16 protein-coding genes are annotated in these 17,099 nt (G+C 45.4%); 11 read left to right on the top strand and 5 right to left on the bottom strand.

Features of this window, described 5'->3' with window-relative positions; genetic code table 11:
* The first annotated feature begins 5 nt into the window (after nucleotides 1–5).
* The 8 genes from K6Y21_RS02260 (at nucleotide 6) to K6Y21_RS02295 (ending at nucleotide 7,803) form a co-directional block, all read left to right on the top strand.
* A complete protein-coding gene (locus K6Y21_RS02260) occupies nucleotides 6–2,039 on the top strand; it encodes a TonB-dependent siderophore receptor (protein WP_233070061.1) in 2,034 nt (677 codons plus the stop codon).
* A 392-nt stretch (nucleotides 2,040–2,431) separates the two neighbouring features.
* A complete protein-coding gene (locus K6Y21_RS02265) occupies nucleotides 2,432–2,599 on the top strand; it encodes a DUF3012 domain-containing protein (protein WP_233070062.1) in 168 nt (55 codons plus the stop codon).
* Nucleotides 2,596–3,153, top strand: coding sequence for a DUF1415 domain-containing protein (locus K6Y21_RS02270; protein ID WP_233070063.1), 558 nt, complete (start codon nucleotides 2,596–2,598; stop codon nucleotides 3,151–3,153). Before K6Y21_RS02265 ends, K6Y21_RS02270 begins: the two co-directional genes overlap by 4 nt.
* A gap of 5 nt (nucleotides 3,154–3,158) precedes the next feature.
* A complete protein-coding gene (locus K6Y21_RS02275; RefSeq protein ID WP_233070064.1) occupies nucleotides 3,159–3,452 on the top strand; it encodes an MliC family protein in 294 nt (97 codons plus the stop codon).
* A gap of 361 nt (nucleotides 3,453–3,813) precedes the next feature.
* Nucleotides 3,814–5,217, top strand: coding sequence for a 3-isopropylmalate dehydratase large subunit (gene leuC, locus K6Y21_RS02280; protein WP_233070065.1), 1,404 nt, complete (start codon nucleotides 3,814–3,816; stop codon nucleotides 5,215–5,217).
* A gap of 36 nt (nucleotides 5,218–5,253) precedes the next feature.
* Nucleotides 5,254–5,868 (top strand): 3-isopropylmalate dehydratase small subunit, encoded by a 615-nt coding sequence (gene leuD, locus K6Y21_RS02285; protein WP_233070066.1) that lies wholly within the window; start codon nucleotides 5,254–5,256, stop codon nucleotides 5,866–5,868.
* A 114-nt stretch (nucleotides 5,869–5,982) separates the two neighbouring features.
* Nucleotides 5,983–7,524 (top strand): hydroxymethylglutaryl-CoA lyase-like TIM-barrel protein, encoded by a 1,542-nt coding sequence (locus K6Y21_RS02290; protein WP_233070067.1) that lies wholly within the window; start codon nucleotides 5,983–5,985, stop codon nucleotides 7,522–7,524.
* Between the two features lie 78 nt (nucleotides 7,525–7,602).
* On the top strand, nucleotides 7,603–7,803 hold the full coding sequence (locus K6Y21_RS02295; RefSeq protein WP_233070068.1) for a DUF3283 family protein: 201 nt from the start codon (nucleotides 7,603–7,605) through the stop codon (nucleotides 7,801–7,803).
* 15 nt (nucleotides 7,804–7,818) lie between these two features.
* On the opposite strand, the gene K6Y21_RS02300 is transcribed toward K6Y21_RS02295, so the two are convergent.
* Nucleotides 7,819–9,093 (bottom strand): hypothetical protein, encoded by a 1,275-nt coding sequence (locus K6Y21_RS02300; RefSeq protein WP_233070069.1) that lies wholly within the window; start codon nucleotides 9,091–9,093, stop codon nucleotides 7,819–7,821.
* Nucleotides 9,094–9,173: 80 nt separating this feature from the next.
* Here K6Y21_RS02300 and K6Y21_RS02305 point away from each other — a divergent pair, with 80 nt between their 5' ends.
* On the top strand, nucleotides 9,174–9,440 hold the full coding sequence (locus tag K6Y21_RS02305; RefSeq protein ID WP_233070070.1) for a hypothetical protein: 267 nt from the start codon (nucleotides 9,174–9,176) through the stop codon (nucleotides 9,438–9,440).
* Here K6Y21_RS02305 and K6Y21_RS02310 read toward each other — a convergent pair.
* Both K6Y21_RS02310 and K6Y21_RS02315 read right to left on the bottom strand, forming a co-directional pair.
* Entirely contained in the window at nucleotides 9,437–9,979 is a 543-nt protein-coding gene (locus tag K6Y21_RS02310; protein WP_233070071.1) for a DUF6942 family protein, read from the bottom strand. The two genes, K6Y21_RS02305 and K6Y21_RS02310, sit on opposite strands and share 4 nt — an antisense overlap.
* A gap of 104 nt (nucleotides 9,980–10,083) precedes the next feature.
* Entirely contained in the window at nucleotides 10,084–10,824 is a 741-nt protein-coding gene (locus tag K6Y21_RS02315) for a M48 family metallopeptidase (RefSeq protein WP_233070072.1), read from the bottom strand.
* A 246-nt stretch (nucleotides 10,825–11,070) separates the two neighbouring features.
* Here K6Y21_RS02315 and K6Y21_RS02320 point away from each other — a divergent pair, with 246 nt between their 5' ends.
* Nucleotides 11,071–14,547: an acyl-[ACP]--phospholipid O-acyltransferase gene (locus K6Y21_RS02320; RefSeq protein WP_233070073.1), complete on the top strand. Its 3,477-nt coding sequence runs from the start codon at nucleotides 11,071–11,073 to the stop codon at nucleotides 14,545–14,547.
* A gap of 330 nt (nucleotides 14,548–14,877) precedes the next feature.
* Here K6Y21_RS02320 and K6Y21_RS02325 read toward each other — a convergent pair whose 3' ends face one another.
* Entirely contained in the window at nucleotides 14,878–15,504 is a 627-nt protein-coding gene (locus K6Y21_RS02325; protein WP_233070074.1) for a CDP-alcohol phosphatidyltransferase family protein, read from the bottom strand.
* 153 nt (nucleotides 15,505–15,657) lie between these two features.
* Here K6Y21_RS02325 and K6Y21_RS02330 point away from each other — a divergent pair, with 153 nt between their 5' ends.
* Complete coding sequence (locus K6Y21_RS02330; RefSeq protein WP_233070075.1) at nucleotides 15,658–15,807, top strand: TIGR02808 family protein; 150 nt, start codon at nucleotides 15,658–15,660, stop codon at nucleotides 15,805–15,807.
* Nucleotides 15,808–15,835: 28 nt separating this feature from the next.
* Here K6Y21_RS02330 and K6Y21_RS02335 read toward each other — a convergent pair whose 3' ends face one another.
* Entirely contained in the window at nucleotides 15,836–17,029 is a 1,194-nt protein-coding gene (locus K6Y21_RS02335; protein WP_233070076.1) for a class I SAM-dependent methyltransferase, read from the bottom strand.
* Nucleotides 17,030–17,099: the final 70 nt, after the last annotated feature.

Raw genomic sequence — 17,099 nt, forward strand, 5'->3', positions numbered from 1 at the left:
TGTATATGAAAAACGCTCCAAGTCGTTCGCACAATCCTTCCGGTCTGAAAAAGTCCACAGTTGGGATAGCCGTGGGCATGGCGATGACATCAATGGCTTACGCGCAGCAACAAGAAGTGTCGGTAGAATCGGAAAAAATGGTGGTTTGGGGGACAAAGGTGTCCAGCAATGCCGAATCCTTATTGACGCAAGACATGTCGTTGAAACAAGCCGACCATATGTCGGACTTATTGCGGGATGTGCCGGGCGTTGACGTAGGGGGGACTCACTCGGTTAACCAACGTATTACCATTCGTGGCTTGAACGAAACTCGGCTTGATATTCGTTTAGACGGCGCATCGCAACACGCTAACATGTTCCATCACATAGGTAATTTAACCTTAAACCCCGACATCTTGAAATCTGCTGAGATCCAAGTGGGCAATAATTCAGTGACGCAAAGTGGTCTTGGCGGCTCGGTGTATTTTGAAACTAAAGATGCCAGAGACTTGATTAGCTATGGTGAAGTGTTTGGCTCACGTATTTACGGGGGCTATGCCAGTAATGATAGCCAGCAAGGCTCGCTAACTTTATATGGCCTCTTTAGTGAGCAGGTCGACGCCATGGTGTATGGCCAATATGTATCCCGTGACGACTTTAAAAATGGCGATGGCGAAACAACCTTTGGCGCGGCGGGCGATGTTTATAATGTGCTCGGAAAACTAGGTTATGAAATAAGTGATTTACATCGTTTAGAGTTGTCCTACGATATTTATCGTGACAGCGGGGATTATAGTCCTCGCCCTGATATGTTTGGCGGAGCGAATACCCAATTGTCTAAGGATCAACTGATCCCGACGGACTATGATCGTGATACCGTGACATTAAATTATGAATTACGGGGTGAGCAGCATAAAGGCAAGGTTACCTTGTATCAGAGTCAGACCGAAATTATACGTGACGAGTCGGTGATCACGGGTCGCTGGCCAGCGAATCGGTTGTCGAAAAATTCAGCAAAAAATAAAAATGTAGGCGCAAACGCACAATTTCAAAGCCAGCTTTTGTTGGGTGCGTTTAACCATACCCTTACCTATGGTGCGGATTATTTGGACAGAACGTCTTCGAGTAAATACGGTGGTCAAGGGTTTATGAAAGAGTCCGCCATATCAACGGCGCTCTTTTTAGAAGATAAGTTTGACGTCACCGAACATTTTTACATCACAGCAGGCTTGAGATATGAGGATTACCAACGTAAGGCTGTAACAGGCAACAAAACCTTTGATGAGCTCACTTGGGCGCTGGCGGCAGATTGGCAAGTGAGTGAGGAATGGGCGCTCTACGCGAGCAGCCGATCTTTGTTTAAAGGCCCTGATTTATTAGAGTCCTTTATTGCTTATCAAAATGTGGCCTATTTAGATAAAAATATCAAAGCAGAAACGGGCTTAAATAGCCAAGCAGGGATACGCTTTGACAAGAAGATAGGCAAGCATGTATTGAGCGCCAATATCAGTTATTTCATTACGGATATCGATGATTACATTGTTGAGCAATACATGTATGACAGCACCCCCGCGATTTATCGGATCTATAACTTGGGTGATGTTGAAATTAAAGGCTTTGAAGCCAGCGTCTTCTATGGTTTCGAGCAATTTAACACTAAGCTGTCTTACGCTAAATCAGACGCGAAAGATAAAACCACTGGCGGGCCGGTGCCAAACGGTATAGGCCAAAGTATTGATATGGGTGATAGCATAGCTTTAACACTGGATTACCAAGCTGATGAAATAGACAGTGTGTTTGGTTGGACGTCTATGGTGGTGCTTGAAGAAGACAACGTGTTTGAGGGCCAACCAGTGAAAGAAGGCTATGACGTTCACAATTTATATGCGCAGTGGGTGCCGGCTCATATCGAAGGGCTATCTTTAACCTTCGGCATTGATAACATCTTTGATGAAACTTACACCTCTCATGCTTCTCGCTCCGGTACTGCGCGGGGCGTCGTGGTGGATGACTATGAGCCAGGGCGTAACGTTAAACTGTCGGCTGCCTATCAGTTTTAATCGCTATTTCTTATTTACCAGAAGATGCTTGATGGGGTCTATTCCCCATCAACACAATCGCCTAAATCACGCTTCACCTAGTAGATGGGATAAAACATAAGGTAGGGGGGAAATGGTGCTAAGCAATTGAAGTGATAAAGACTGAACACGGCCTCGCTGTCTCAATGGGTTTATCTTAACCCTTTCAACATTCACTCGGCGCCCCCTCGTTAAGTGACTCAATGACTTGTTTACTGGCCAACCAAATTGGCCATGTTATGAGGCTGGTTATAGCAGTAAACCAAGAATTGGCCGATTAAGGCGGCCGAGAATTTTTATTTTTTGGCTATTAAGCATGCGCTTGATTTGTAGTAAGATCTGATCATTATTAAAGCTTAATGACAGAGAATAGGATGAAATTAACGCAATACTTAGGACTAGGTGTGGTCGTCTTTTTTTTGGCGGCATGTCAACCAGAAGTTGGCTCAGAAAAGTGGTGTCAGCAAATTAAAGACAAGTCGGCGGGTGATATTACCGCCAATGAAGCCGCTGACTACGCCAAACATTGTGTCTTTAAATGATCGTTAAAGACAAGGGGGTCGAACAGCTTATCTGGCAGTGGCTAGAGCAAGTGGTTATCGGGCTCAATTTGTGTCCGTTTGCCAATAAGCCACACCGTAACAAGCAGATTGCAGTGTGGGTGAGTGATGCTCATAAAGCAACAAATTTACTCAGTGATTTGGCCAAAGCCTTCACCCACCTTGACGAAACAGAGGCCCATCAGCTTGATACGATTTTGTTCGTGACCCCTAAGATGCTGGCCGATTTCTATGATTTTAATGATGCACTCGATTGGGCCGATGCGCTGATTGAAGAGCAAGGGTGGTACGGCGTGTATCAAATAGCCAGCTTCCACCCTGACTATCAATTTGCTGACACAGAACCAGAAGATGCGGAAAACCTGACCAACCGCGCACCGTTTCCGGTATTTCACCTGATCAGGGAAGAGAGCATGAACAGAGCACTGGACAGTTATCCTGATCATGCTCTGATCCCAGAGCGAAATATTGCCCGTGTCACGGCATTAAGTGACACAGAAAGAAGACAATTATTTTCATATTTATTTAAGGATTGAATTAAATGAAAACCTTAGTTCTAGCAGCGAGCATGGTTGCGTTATTTGGATTATCGGCTTGTTCGAAAGGGCCGCAAGGTGACAAGTATGTGTGCCAAGGAAACCTTGAATTCTACATTGATATCAAGCAAGACAAGGCGACCTTATACCTCAATGGTGATGCTAAGGAGTTGACCTCGGTGCCAGCTGGCTCAGGGGCTAAGTTCGTCAGCGATGAGCATATGTTCTGGTCGCACCAAGACAGCGCGATGCTAGGAGAGGGACAAAACTTACATAAAGAGTGTAAAAAACAAGCATAAACACCTTGATTACTGAATAAAACCGCCTAAAAAATTAATAAATATTCACAAGAGGTGGTTTAGTGTGATATAGATAATGCTTCTGTACTATTTATTATTTTAAGTATCAAGTGTCATATTTCATGAATATTGCAGATTAAAGTTCTAATTTTTTAGGTTCTGAACCTTTTGGATTAGCATTTTAGCCTGTGAAATTGGCTCAAACTATTATTTCTCGCTTGAGCCAATTCTAGTGATGATTTAATATTGCGATTTTCAGCTGATCCACCGACATGATAAGCAGATTCAAATTGCATTGTCAGCGGTTGATTTGCGTAGTCACGCAAGTAGTAACGCAAAGTGAAGAGTGGTAAGGGAAGCAATGAATAAAACGATGTATGAAAAGATATGGGACAGTCATTTAGTTCATGAGCCAGAAGGCGGCACGCCTCTGCTATACGTGGACCGACAGCTCATGCACGAAGTCACAAGCCCACAAGCCTTTGAAGGCATGAAGCTTAAGAATCGTAAAATCCGTAACCCACACAGTGTGCTTGCTACCATGGATCACTGTGTGCCAACCAAGAAAGAAGCCCGTGCGGTATTAACTGATCCGATTGCCAAAAAGCAAATCGAGACCATGGCTGCCAACTGTAAAGAGCACGGTTTAAATCTATACGATATGGAAAGCCCAAATAACGGCGTAATCCACATTGTTGTACCTGAGCATGGCTTTGTTCATCCAGGTATGGTGGCATGTTGTGGTGATAGCCATACAGCTACCCATGGTGCATTCGGCGCGCTAGCATTTGGTATCGGTACGTCTGAAGTTGAACACGTAATGGCAACCCAAACGTTACAACAGAAGAAATCTAAAACCATGCTGGTTAAGGTTGACGGCAAGCTATCTAAATTTGCTACCGCCAAAGATATCGCACTGGCTGTTATCGGCAAAATTGGTACAGCGGGTGGTACAGGTTATGTTATTGAATTTGCTGGTGAAGCAGTTCGTAATCTAACCATGGAAGGGCGTATGACCCTGTGTAACATGGCGATTGAAGGCGGTGCGCGTGCGGGTCTAATAGCACCTGACCAAACGACCTTTGATTACCTAGAAGGTAAAGAGTTTGCACCTAAAGGTGAAGACTGGGATGCAGCGGTAGCGTACTGGAAGTCGCTAGTGAGCGATGAAGGCGCACAATTTGATGCCGTTGTAGAACTAAAAGCCGAAGACATTGCACCACAAGTCACTTGGGGTACGTCGCCAGAGCAAGTGATCAATGTGAATGCGCCGATTCCTGGTCCTAATGATTTTAGCGACAAGATCAAATCGCAAGCTGCGGCTTCAGCACTTAAGTACATGGGCCTTGAAGCGGGTCAGTCGCTGACCGATGTTAAGTTAGACATCATCTTTATCGGCTCTTGTACTAACGGTCGTATTGAAGATTTTCGTGCGGCAGCAGAGCTGTTAAAAGGTAAAAAGGTTGCACCTGGTGTACAAGCGATTGCAGTACCGGGTTCATACTTAGTGAAAAACCAAGCAGAAGAAGAAGGCTTAGATAAAATCTTTATCGAAGCCGGTTGGGAATGGCGTGAGCCAAGTTGTTCTATGTGTCTAGCGATGAATGGTGACCAATTGGCACCAGGTCAACGTAGTGCATCGACTTCTAACCGTAACTTTGAAGGACGTCAAGGTAAGGGTGGTCGTACGCACCTACTTTCACCAGCGATGGCGGCTGCTGCTTCGGTAGCGGGTACTTTTGTTGACATCCGTGATTGGGACTAATCCTTAATCGCTTCACTAAGTTGTTTGGAGTTATAAATGCAACCATATAAAAAACACACTAGTATTGCGGCATTAATGGATCGCAGTAACGTAGACACAGACCAAATCATCCCAAAGCAGTTCTTGAAAAAAGTTGAGCGTACCGGTTTTGGTATTCACTTATTTCACGACTGGCGTTTCTTGGATGACGGTATTACGCCAAATCCTGAGTTTGAACTTAACAAGCCGGCTTTCCAAGGTGCGAAAATCTTGGTTGCGGGTGACAACTTCGGTTGTGGTTCATCTCGTGAACATGCCCCTTGGGCGATTGAAGATTACGGTTTTAACACCGTTATCTCGACCAGCTTTGCTGACATTTTTTTCAGCAACTGTTTCAAAAACGGCATCATTCCAATCAAGGTTACCCCAGCTGAATTGGATGCTTTGATGGATGAAATTCGCGCCAACGAAGGCGTTGAGTTTACCGTTGATCTAGAAGCAGAGAAATTGACCACACCGGGCGGTATCGAGATCAAGATTGAGATCGATGCGTTCCGTAAGCAAAGTCTATTAGAAGGTTTAGATGACATCGCTTGGTCACTTAAACACGAAGATAAGATCACAGCTTTCGAAGAAAAGCACAAGCAACAACTACCTTGGCTTTGGAAATAACCTAGGTTATTTGCTGACCTTACCTAAGGTAGCTTGGATCAAGGCGCGGCATTCGCCGCGCTTTTTTTTACGCATGATTTGCGTAAGTTTTACGTGAGACAAGGATAATTCAGCATGGGACAGTCAAAACGCCGTGTGCTATTAATGGACACGACCCTACGTGATGGTGAGCAGACCCAGTCTGTGTCATTTCCACCGACAGAAAAAGTCAGTATTGCTAAGGCATTATTGCAAAAATTAAAAATTGACCGCTTGGAAGTGGCTTCTGCACGGGTGTCCGATGGTGAAAAAGAAGCGGTTAAAAAACTTAATGACTGGGCACGAGCCGAAGGCTTAGTCGATCGCATTGAAGTGCTGGGTTTTGTTGATCACACCTTAAGTGTTGACTGGATCAAAGATACCGGCGGCCAAGTGTTAAACCTACTGGCCAAAGGCAGTTTAAAACATTGCAGTGAACAATTAAAAAAGACATTGGATCAACATGTTGCTGATGTTATCCAAACCGTTGACTATGCTTTAAGCCAAGGTTTAAGGGTCAATCTCTACCTTGAAGATTGGTCAAATGGTTACCTAGATAGCCCAGCATATGTTTACGAAATGGTCGATAAACTGCGCCACACAGGTATTGAGCATTTTATGTTGCCCGATACGCTCGGAGTGATGTCACCTGATGAGGTGTTTGACAGTCTTTCGGACATGATTGCGCGCTTCCCTGATACCAAATTTGATTTCCATCCCCACAACGATTACGGCCTAGCCACGGCCAATGCCATGTTTGCAGCTAAAGCGGGCATAAGCGCTATTCACTGTACCGTTAACTGTTTAGGTGAGCGCGCAGGTAATGCGTCGCTCGCGGAAGTCGCCGTGGTGCTTAAAGATAAGCTCGGCTTTGAGGTGGGCATTGACGAAGGCCAAGTGCATCATATTAGCCAATTAGTTGAAAACTTCTCTGGCAAACGCATTGCCGATAATACGCCGATCGTTGGCGCCGATGTGTTTACCCAAACTAGTGGTATTCACGCCGATGGCGATAAAAAAGGCGGGTTATACATGTCTGCCTTGACGCCTGAACGCTTTAACCGTTTACGTAGTTATGCCTTAGGTAAAATGAGTGGCAAAGCTTCTCTTGCTAAAAACTTGGAAGCCATGGACATCGAGCTTAGTGAAGAGCAGCAGCGTATGCTACTTAAGCGCATTGTTAAGCTAGGCGATCAAAAGGCGACCATTACGCCCGAAGACTTACCTTTCTTAGTGGCGGATTTATTAGAGCGCAAAGACTACAACCATGTTGAGTTATTAAACTGCTCGATCACTTCCGGGATGGATTTAGAATCCGTTGTCAGTATTCGGGTTTCAGTTAACGGCACTATTCACAAAGCCGCAGGCAGTGGTAACGGTGGCTTTGACGCCTTTATTGGCGCAATGAAACAAGTGCTGGGCGAGGACGATTTTGCGTTCCCTGAGCTGGTGGATTATGAGCTTAGGATCCCCCCTGGCGGCCAAACCAGCGCATTGACGGAATGTATTGTCACCTGGCGAGATGAAGGCAAGCTGCTGCGCACCCGAGGCGTAAACACGAACCAAGTTCTTGCCGGTATCGGAGCCACGTTACGCATGATCAATATTAAGCTGCATAACAAACAGGCATTAAACTAAGTTTGTTAATGGGTTTAATTCAGGTTATAGGATCAGCTAAAATCGCCTACGGGCGATTTTTTTTGGAATAAATACTAAATGACCAGTTACAACTTAGCTTTATTACCCAGCGACGAGAAACAAGCTATCGAGATAGATAAGCAGGCTGCCTATGACGTATGGAAAGTGAAAAATGGTCAAGAGCCGGATTTTTATCTTGAACAACAAAAGGCTAAATTTAGCGACGCAGATCAATTGGCGATATATACCGAATCTGTTGAGCGATATAAAGGGATATAATAGGTGTAGCAGGCCCTAGCCTTTACCCGAGATATTGTCGATGGACTCCAACAATGTTTCGCTTTTTTTACTGGGTTTAAGCCAAGCCAAAAGCTTATTTTTGGTTTTTAGTAAACGGTGATCCAAATGGCGTTGATCCCATTGCAGTAACTTGTGCTTGAACCGCAGGCGCCAGGCTTTGGTCAACTTAGCGCGAATGATCTTAGCCAGTTCATCATATTGCTGCGCCGTGAGCGCGGTTTCGATAGCTTGGTAATACTCTAGCTCGAGTATATTGCTTAATTGGATCTGCTGAAGGTGTTGTACCGTGATGGCTTGATCGGCAAAGTTTGTACCTTGCTCCAAATAGCCATTAACCAATAATTCCAGTTTCGTTCTTACGCACTTTTCACATTGGCCACAGTTGGTGTATTGACTGTTAGTTGGCGGACTATGACAGACGCGTAAGTAACCAATGGCATCCGGGACCCCTTCAAAGAAAGCGTATTTTTCAAGGCGAGTATAAGCTTCTAATAGGCCCTGACTGGTCAAAAAGCTGCTGCTGAAGTATTTATTCAGTAAAGGGTGTGAGCCGCGTGGCACATAGTTTTGAATTTGGTTATCTAACGCAATGGTAAATTCACTGGTTTTTGCCGACAAGGCGTGAGCGATCCCTGCCATTAAAGGGCCAAAATGGTAGTCAGCGTAGAATCGCCAGTGCCCGTAAAGCTGTCGAACATTGGTGGTCACGGGGACTAAGGTACAACCGTAGGGTTGTAAAAACTGGGTTAAGGCATGAACAGTTTGCTGATAGGTTTTCCGAGCATCAGGCTTATTGGGATCGCCCAGATCCATCCCATAAACAAAAAAGGCGTGAGCAAAACGGCGTGGGTGGTCAGCGGGGTAAGTCTGGACGCTGCGACAAAAGCTGGCCATCGAGTCGACCCCTCCAGATAGAAAAAGCCCGGCTTTAGTCGAAGTAGGCTGTTGCACTTGATATGATTGTGCCGTTATCTTTGGCAGGTGCGGGTGTTGATACCAGAGTTGAAATAGTTTCAATATGGAGGTCGCGTTAGCTAGGCTGTCAGGGCAAAGTGCGCCCTCTATATGAAGGTGTTGTTCTTGTTTAACGAGGGCAATAGGCAACAGCGAAAATAAAAATGGCTCGAAGCAAAGGCGAATATGATGGCTAAATGCAAGGGGAACACGAAAGTAGACCTGATGTGCTTGTTGTTGGTTTTCAAAGCTTACCTTTGCACTTAATTGGCAGTACTGGGTGTGCGTGGTTTGTTGCAATTGACTGATTTGCATACTATGCCCGTATGATAGTGTTACAAGTAGTATAGCTAACTCGAGTCAGTACCGGGCTTTAAATTCAGACAAGAGGATCTATGAATCTATCAGAACTAAATGACATGACGGATTGTGAATACGATAAAGAACATCGTTGCAGTGCGAATACGTATCCAAAATTTGACCGCATTCTTCATTGTGTTGCGAGCCAAGACGAGCCCGTTGATGCTTGGCAGCTTCACGGTATTCACTATGCCGACGAGGAAGAAGTGGCAATGGGCGAGGCAGAAGAAGTGGGTGAGATCATTTATCACAGTATGATTTTGATTCACTACTGTCCATTTTGTGGTGAGAAACTTGCCTAAGCGGGGAGACGTTTGTCCATGGCGTGAATTATTTCCACTAACCGAGCCAGCTTGGCATTGCTCAACTGACGGTAATCAAAGTAGGGGCAAACAATGAGTCGCTGCTTGGGCAATAGAGCAAGGTAGGGCTCAACCCAAACCAGCTGGTCGAATAGGTTGGCTTGACGGAGTAGCTGGTTTGCATAGGTTTTACCCATGATTAAATGCGTCACATTGGGGGCTAAGGGAAAGGACGGAGCACTAAATAATAACGCTGTTTTTGAATGGCGTTGAAGCAAGTGGCTATCGCGATAATCTTGCCAGGTGGCTGGCTTGGGATGAGCAGATTGGTATGGCTCACCCAAGGCTGCTACGAGTTTTGCGTAGACATTAAACACCTTACGCCAGCCATTACCACATGCCAGATTAATGGCTGCAATATCACCTTTTTGCAGGGCTCGAAACTCTGTCATCTGCTGGTAATCTGCGGTATCAGGGCGATTGGCAATATAAACGGCCAGTTTCATATGAGTACAACCCAAGCCGATGTGCTGCTGCATGTGAGCTCCTAACTAAAAAACCAAAAGCTGAAAAGCAAAAAGCCGGCCAAACGGCCGGCAAACGCTTAGATTGCAGTCTTTTGCGTTAAAGGGGTGGTAAGACGTTATAGCGTCTCTTCTATTCGTTTGGCTCGCTTAGATGGTGCAGGGTGAGTGGATGTAATACTGTCCACATCACCAAGGGTTGCCAGCTTTTTGAAACTCGAAACTAAGGCCTTGGGATCATAACCATGCTTTTTCATAAATTTAATTGAATAGTCATCAGAGCCTAATTCATCAGATTGCGAGAATTGTGCTTTGAGCACTTGGTCAGCTAAATCGGCAAGTTGTGACTTCGCTAAACTGCCCGCCACACCGCCTTGAGAGGCAACACCTTTTCGTGCTGCGCTAGTGGCATAGGCTTTTTGAAATTGGGACTTACTGTGTTGCAACTTTACGTGACCAATTTCATGACCGATCACCGCAATGAGCTCTTGATCTGTCATCATGTCCATCAAGCCAGCATAAACACGAATGCTACCATCGGGTAGGGCAAAGGCATTGACGTTATCATCCAAGTAAACTTTAAAGTTGAGGTTTAAACCATCTTCTTTTAGGTGTTTTTGGGTAAGTTTTGTTAAGCGTTTAGCATAGTCAGAACTGGGTGCAGCTACTTTGTTTTGGGCGTCATAGGCATTGGCTGACTCGCGACCCATTTTAATAATGTCGTCATCACTTAAGGTGGCTGCTTTACCCGCGTCTTTGGCTGCATCAACTAGGTCGTTATTAATGCTTAAATCAAAGGCCCAAGCCGGCGTGGTAGCCAAGGCTAAGGTTAGCAGAGATAATGAAAAAAACTTATGCATATCAGAAACTCAAATAAAAAATCTACCTCACATTAACAGCGTGGTAACACATGTGCAATATCAAAAATGCTAATTTTTTTACTTTTCATTATTTATGGTGAGAAAAAGGTTTATTGTTTTCAAAACTTAGCTTTAGCATCAAATTAATGTGACTTTAGTGATGCTATTTTTTAGGTAACTCAATACACTTAGTTGTTTAACGTTCAGGTTACCACTTGGTTGCAAGCCTTAGTAAAAGGGTGAGATATGAAACAAATATGGCGCTACGCTGGAGCTTTGCCTTATCTTCTGGCAGTTTTTCTCAATTCATTCGTGGATTTAGGGCATAAAATCATCATTCAAAATACGGTTTTCAAGGTATACGATGGCCAGCAGCAAATTATCCTGACAGCGATAGTGAATGCACTGATCTTGCTTCCTTTTATCTTACTTTTGTCACCCGCTGGCTTCTTATCGGACCGCTATCCGAAAAACAGAGTGATGAAAGGGGCGGCGTGGGCCGCTGTATTTTTAACGGTTGCCATTACAGCCTGTTATTACCTCGGCTTATTTTGGCCCGCATTTGCCATGACCTTCCTACTCGCGGTGCAATCTGCTTTGTATTCTCCAGCCAAGTTTGGCTACATTAAGCCCTTGTTTGGTAAAGAGCAATTGGCACATGCCAATGGTATTGTGCAAGCCGTATCCATCGTTGCCATTTTGGCCGGTACCTTAGTGTATTCCCTGTTGTTTGAGACGTTTTATCAAGAGCAAGCGACCACGCCCGCAGACATCTTACTACTCATTGCGCCTTTGGGCTGGATCCTAATTGCCAATTCATTGATTGAGTTAGTCATGGTGTATCGATTACCTGAGCTTGAAAAAGACAATAATAAGCAAGATTTTGATTGGGCAGCCTACCGCACGGGGCGGTTAATGAAAGCCAGCCTTGAGCCATTAAAGTCGCGTAAGGTGATCAGGCTCTCCATTATTGGCCTAGCGATGTTTTGGGCTATAGGCCAAATGCTGCTAGCGGCATTTCCGGCTTATGCCAAAGCCTATTTTGATGTTACCAATACCTTAGTGATCCAAGGTACCATCGCCACAACAGGGTTAGGCATTGCGCTGGGCTCATGGTTAGCTGGGCGTTGGTCTAAAGCCCATATCGAAACGGGCTTAGTGCCGCTAGGGGCTATTGGTATAGCGCTATCCTTGTGGCTATTGCCACAAATGTCGTCCTCGTTGAGCCAAGCGCTGTGTTTTCTGGTGGTCGGCACCATGGGCGGTATCTTTATTGTCCCCTTAAACGCGTTGATCCAATTTCATGCGGGTGAGCATGAGATGGGTAAGATCTTAGCGGTCAATAACTGGGTACAGAATGTGGCCATGGCCAGCTTTTTGTTGATCACGGCTTTGGCGGCGGTGTATGGCTTAGACAGTCGTTTTCTGTTGGGATTCACCGCTGTAGTTGCGGTGATTGGCGGTCTCTATACCATCTTTAAATTACCACAAAGTTTGCTGCGTATCTTGGTGCGCTGGGTGTTGTCACAACGCTACAATATCTCGGTGCAAGGCATGAAGAATATTCCGGGTGAAGGCGGGGTGTTGCTACTGGGCAACCATATTAGCTGGATTGACTGGGCCATATTGCAAATTGCCTGCCCGCGGCCGATCCGCTTTGTCATGCTTAAAGCGATTTATCAACGGTGGTATTTAAAATGGTTTTTCGATTTAGTCGGCTGTGTGCCCATTGAATCAGGGGCGTCGAGTGTCAAGTCATTAAATATCATTGCGCAGTTATTGGATGCCGGTGAAACCGTCGCGCTATTTCCTGAGGGGACGATTAGTCGCACTGGCCATTTGGCAGAATTTAGGCGAGGGTTTGAAAAGGCATGCGCAAGTTGTGAAACGGACGTTAAGATAGTGCCATTTTATTTAAGAGGTTTGTGGGGCAGCGAATTTAGCCGGTCCTCCGATCATCTTAAGAAAACATCGAATCAGGGGATCTCGCGCGAGTTGATTGTGGCATTTGGCCCAACCTTAGCAAAATCGACCTCAGCTGATTTAGTCAAACGTCGTGTGTTTGACCTGTCAATTAGCTCATGGCAAAGCTATGCCGACACCCTGCCTAGTTTAAGTCATGCTTGGGTCAATACGGTTAAACGCATAGGCAATCAAACCATTATGAACGATGCTTTGAGTGGTGAACTATCGGCCTATCGGGCGCTAACTGGCGCTGTTTGCATGTCTCGGCGGATCCGCAAACAGGTTAAGGGTGCCAATGTGGGGGTGTTGATGCCAACCAGTGCACCGGGTGTGCTGGTCAATATGGCCACCTTATTGGCAGGCAAGTGCATTGTTAATCTAAATTACACCAGTAGCAAAGAAGCGCTTAAAGCGGCTTTAGAACAAGCCGAGATTGATACGGTTTATACTTCTAAGCGGTTTTTGAAGAAGCTAGAGCAGCGTGGTATTAGCATCAGTGACGTGTTAGCCCCTTGCCAAGTTATTCTCCTTGAGGACATGAGTCGAGGTATTTCAAAACGTGAAAAAATGGCCACTTTAACCTTGGTTAAATGGTTACCCAAGTGGCTCCTACGTAGGTGGGTTTGTGTAAATACCTCAGCGCAAGATACCGCTGCGATCATGTTTTCAAGTGGCAGCGAAGGTCAACCTAAGGGTGTGATGCTCAGTCATCAAAATATCATGGCCAACTTAAAGCAGATTGCAGAGGTACTGAACACACAAGACACCGATGTGGTTATGGCTTCATTACCTTTGTTCCATGCATTTGGTCTAACCGTCACACAATTTATGCCTTTGATTGAAGGGCTACCTTTAGTGTGTCACAGCGATCCTACTGATGCCGTCGGGGTGGGAAAAGCCGTTGCAAAACACAGAGCGACCATCATGTTTGGTACTTCCACCTTTTTGAGTATGTATACTCGCAGTAAAAAAGTCCATCCGTTGATGTTTAGCTCACTTCGCATCGTGGTGGCTGGCGCCGAGCGACTCAGTAGCGAAGTAAGACAAAGCTTTGAGGCGAAATTTAAGTTACAGCTTTTGGAAGGCTATGGCACCACGGAGACGACGCCAGTGGCGAGTGTTAATTTGCCTGATCAACTTGATACCCAATGGTGGCAGGTGCAATTAGGTGGCAAATTAGGGACGGTGGGCATGCCTTTGCCTGGCACCAGTTTTAAGGTGGTTGATCCGGTTACCTTTGAGGAGCTAGAAACGGAGCAGGCGGGCATGGTGCTGATTGGTGGGGCTCAGGTAATGTTAGGTTATTTAGCTAATCCGGACAAAACAGCCGAAGTGATAAAACACATTGACGGCGTTCGTTGGTATGTTACGGGCGATAAAGGACAATTAGATAAAGACGGCTTTTTAACCATCATCGATCGCTACTCCCGTTTCGCTAAATTAGGCGGCGAAATGGTCAGTTTGAGTGCAGTTGAGCAAGGGGTCGCCCCTCATCTTGACGTCGAGGAGCCTGCCTATGTTGCGGTTGCTATTCCTGACGCGAAAAAAGGGGAAAAAGTCGCTATCTTGTATCAAGGTGATTGGGATCTGGATGGCCTAAAAGCCAAGTTACGAAGTGCAGCTATCAACCCTTTGATGATGCCGTCATTATGGTTGCAGGTTGAGAGTATTCCGAAATTAGGCTCGGGTAAGACCGATTTTAATCAGGTGAAAAAGCTTGCCATTGAACGTTTAAGTTCGCTGAATGAGGTGAAATAGAGATAAAAAAATGCAACGCGATTTTTGGGTAAGGAGCCAAAAGTTGCGTTGCAGTTTGCGGTGTAGATGGCGTTTAACTCACTATCACAGCCATTGAATTAGGCATGATAACAACAAGAGCCCATACTTTTTATTGTTATTAACATGGAACGCTTTAAAGCAGATTAATGCTCAAGTTGCGTTAAATCAATTTTTCGGTAATAAAACCGTTAACTGGGCCTTGTTTCGTGTTGCTATCTGTGACTTGGCTAACGGATAGCGTGACGGAAAAAGTGATCAAGCTCATGCCTGCTTTGGCGCTTATCGTCAGCTAGGGTTGGCATGGCTCGTTTAGTCGCCAATGTTCGCCAAGGGTTTTAATGTCAGGTAGCCTGAATACAGGCGAATTAGCCCGGTTATAAAGCATAAGCTGGCGAAAATAGCAGCAAGAAGGTAAAACGCGTCGGGAAATAAGCAACATAACACTAAAAAGGCAATGGTTTCGGTGCCTTCGGTGATGCCCCCTAAATAGTAAAAGCCTTTATTTGGGTAGTGAAGCTTGGTTAACTGATGTTTTTCCGCCAAAATAGCAAAGGCCAAAAAAGTGGAGCCCGTGGTCATAAAACTTAAGATTAATACGCAGCTAATCAAGGCATTTTGCTCTGGCGCTGAAAATGCAAATCCCACTACCATGGCTGAGTAGAAAATAAAATCACAACAAATGTCCAGGTAAGCTCCTGCACTTGTGCTGCCTTTTACCCGTGCGAGGGCGCCGTCTAAGCCGTCACAAAGGCGATTAATTAATAACAGCGCTAAGGCGCCCTGATACTGGTTAAAGGCGACCAAAATAGCGGCCCCCAGTCCACAGCCAAAGCCAAACAGAGTGACTTGATTGGCGCTTAATGGCGTTTTTGCCAGTTGTCTGGCACTCCACTGGCTCGGCTTTGACAGACACTTCAGTGCCCATTTGTCTAACATGACTTATTCCTTTTTACATGACCTATTAGCCCTTGATTGTCATACAAAACCTTCTACCTCTTTAGGGATGTTTGCCAGTTAGTTTGACTTACTACAAGCTTTTCTCGTGTCGCCTGCATATACTGAGAATTGCACAAGATTAGGAGAGTGGCAATGAGCACATTAGAGTCCATCATTTGGCATATATTGGGTTATGGCGTCATGCCGGTTATTTTTGCGCTAGGGTTTATTGGTGTGTTTTTCGTTTCATTATGGATCTTAAAGCTGACCGGTGCGAAAACATTACCGCGTGAAACGAATTAAGGCCCATGTTGGGCCTTAATGGATTGGCTTAATAGACCTTAACGACTAAACCTTTCAGGTAGAACCCCTCGGGGTAATTCGTTTTGATAGGGTGGTCTCCGGCTTGAGATAAACGCTCGACGATGTAAGCGTCTTTGTCGGCATCGACGGCGGCATCAGCAATGACCTTTTGAAACAGTTCACTTGAAATTAATCCCGAACAAGAGAAAGTCAGTAGGGTTCCACCTGGGTTGAGTAATTGCATGGCAATCATATTGATGTCTTTGTAACCGCGGCATGCCTTGACGACTTGTGATTTGTTTTCTGCAAACTTAGGTGGATCTAAGATAATGGTATCAAATTTAACTTGTTGATCCCGGTACCTACGCAGTAAGGCAAACACGTCTTCGTTGATGAATTCGGCCTTAGTCAAATCTAAGTTATTGAGTTCGGCGTTTTCCTTTGCTGTGGCCAATGCCATATCAGACACATCCACATTTTGTACCTGTTTAGCACCGCCTTTTAGGGCATAGACACCAAAGGTGCCGGTGTAGCAAAAACAGTTAAGCACGCTTTTATCTTTGACGTATTTTGCGGCAATGGCGCGATTGTCTCTTTGGTCTAAATAAAAACCGGTTTTGTGGCCATTCACCACATCAACCTTGATCTTGACGCCATTGTTTTCGCTGATCACGATATCGTCTGTGGGTAACTCTCCGGCCAATAAGCCTTGGCTTAGAGGCAGCCCTTCTTTTTTACGCACAGCGACATCTGAGCGCTCATAGATAGCACAGTCAGGATAAAGGGCTTGCAGCGCTTTTACGATATTCTCTTTTTGGTACTCGGCGCCAGCCGATAGCAGTTGGCACACCATGACGTGATTGTAACGGTCGATGGTGATCCCAGGTAAGTTATCAGCTTCACCCGCCACTAACCGATAACCGGTTAGGTTTTGGCGCTCAATTAATTCGTCACGAAGCTGCTGAGCTTGGCTGATCTTGTCGATGAAAAATTTCACATCGATGGCTTGGTCCGGATCAAAACTCCACACACGAGCACGGATCTGGGAATGATTAGACCAAGCCGCTTTGGCGAGCCAGTTGCCGTTTGCGTCAAGGATATCTACGGTTGCGCCGGTTTCCGCTTTTCCTTGAGTGGATTTGATGGCACCAGAAAACACCCATGGATGACGGCGTTTGAGGGACTTTTCTTTGCCCTTGGCAAGGGTAATTGTTAATGACATGAGATGGCCTCGAAAAAATTTGCCCAATTTTACGACTTGGCTAACCTTTTTAATAGGCAAATTGGCAATA

Origin of the sequence: Motilimonas eburnea (assembly GCF_021295345.1) — a bacterium.
Lineage (GTDB): Bacteria > Pseudomonadota > Gammaproteobacteria > Enterobacterales > CBDFNC01 > Motilimonas > Motilimonas eburnea.

Bases quoted from the DNA above. Each gene is read 5' to 3' on its own strand.
- K6Y21_RS02260 (WP_233070061.1), top strand. From the start codon at position 6: ATGAAAAACGCTCCAAGTCGTTCGCACAATCCTTCCGGTCTGAAAAAG.
- K6Y21_RS02265 (WP_233070062.1), top strand. From the start codon at position 2,432: ATGAAATTAACGCAATACTTAGGACTAGGTGTGGTCGTCTTTTTTTTG.
- K6Y21_RS02270 (WP_233070063.1), top strand. From the start codon at position 2,596: ATGATCGTTAAAGACAAGGGGGTCGAACAGCTTATCTGGCAGTGGCTA.
- K6Y21_RS02275 (WP_233070064.1), top strand. From the start codon at position 3,159: ATGAAAACCTTAGTTCTAGCAGCGAGCATGGTTGCGTTATTTGGATTA.
- leuC (WP_233070065.1), top strand. From the start codon at position 3,814: ATGAATAAAACGATGTATGAAAAGATATGGGACAGTCATTTAGTTCAT.
- leuD (WP_233070066.1), top strand. From the start codon at position 5,254: ATGCAACCATATAAAAAACACACTAGTATTGCGGCATTAATGGATCGC.
- K6Y21_RS02290 (WP_233070067.1), top strand. From the start codon at position 5,983: ATGGGACAGTCAAAACGCCGTGTGCTATTAATGGACACGACCCTACGT.
- K6Y21_RS02295 (WP_233070068.1), top strand. From the start codon at position 7,603: ATGACCAGTTACAACTTAGCTTTATTACCCAGCGACGAGAAACAAGCT.
- K6Y21_RS02300 (WP_233070069.1), bottom strand. From the start codon at position 9,093: ATGCAAATCAGTCAATTGCAACAAACCACGCACACCCAGTACTGCCAA.
- K6Y21_RS02305 (WP_233070070.1), top strand. From the start codon at position 9,174: ATGAATCTATCAGAACTAAATGACATGACGGATTGTGAATACGATAAA.
- K6Y21_RS02310 (WP_233070071.1), bottom strand. From the start codon at position 9,979: ATGCAGCAGCACATCGGCTTGGGTTGTACTCATATGAAACTGGCCGTT.
- K6Y21_RS02315 (WP_233070072.1), bottom strand. From the start codon at position 10,824: ATGCATAAGTTTTTTTCATTATCTCTGCTAACCTTAGCCTTGGCTACC.
- K6Y21_RS02320 (WP_233070073.1), top strand. From the start codon at position 11,071: ATGAAACAAATATGGCGCTACGCTGGAGCTTTGCCTTATCTTCTGGCA.
- K6Y21_RS02325 (WP_233070074.1), bottom strand. From the start codon at position 15,504: ATGTTAGACAAATGGGCACTGAAGTGTCTGTCAAAGCCGAGCCAGTGG.
- K6Y21_RS02330 (WP_233070075.1), top strand. From the start codon at position 15,658: ATGAGCACATTAGAGTCCATCATTTGGCATATATTGGGTTATGGCGTC.
- K6Y21_RS02335 (WP_233070076.1), bottom strand. From the start codon at position 17,029: ATGTCATTAACAATTACCCTTGCCAAGGGCAAAGAAAAGTCCCTCAAA.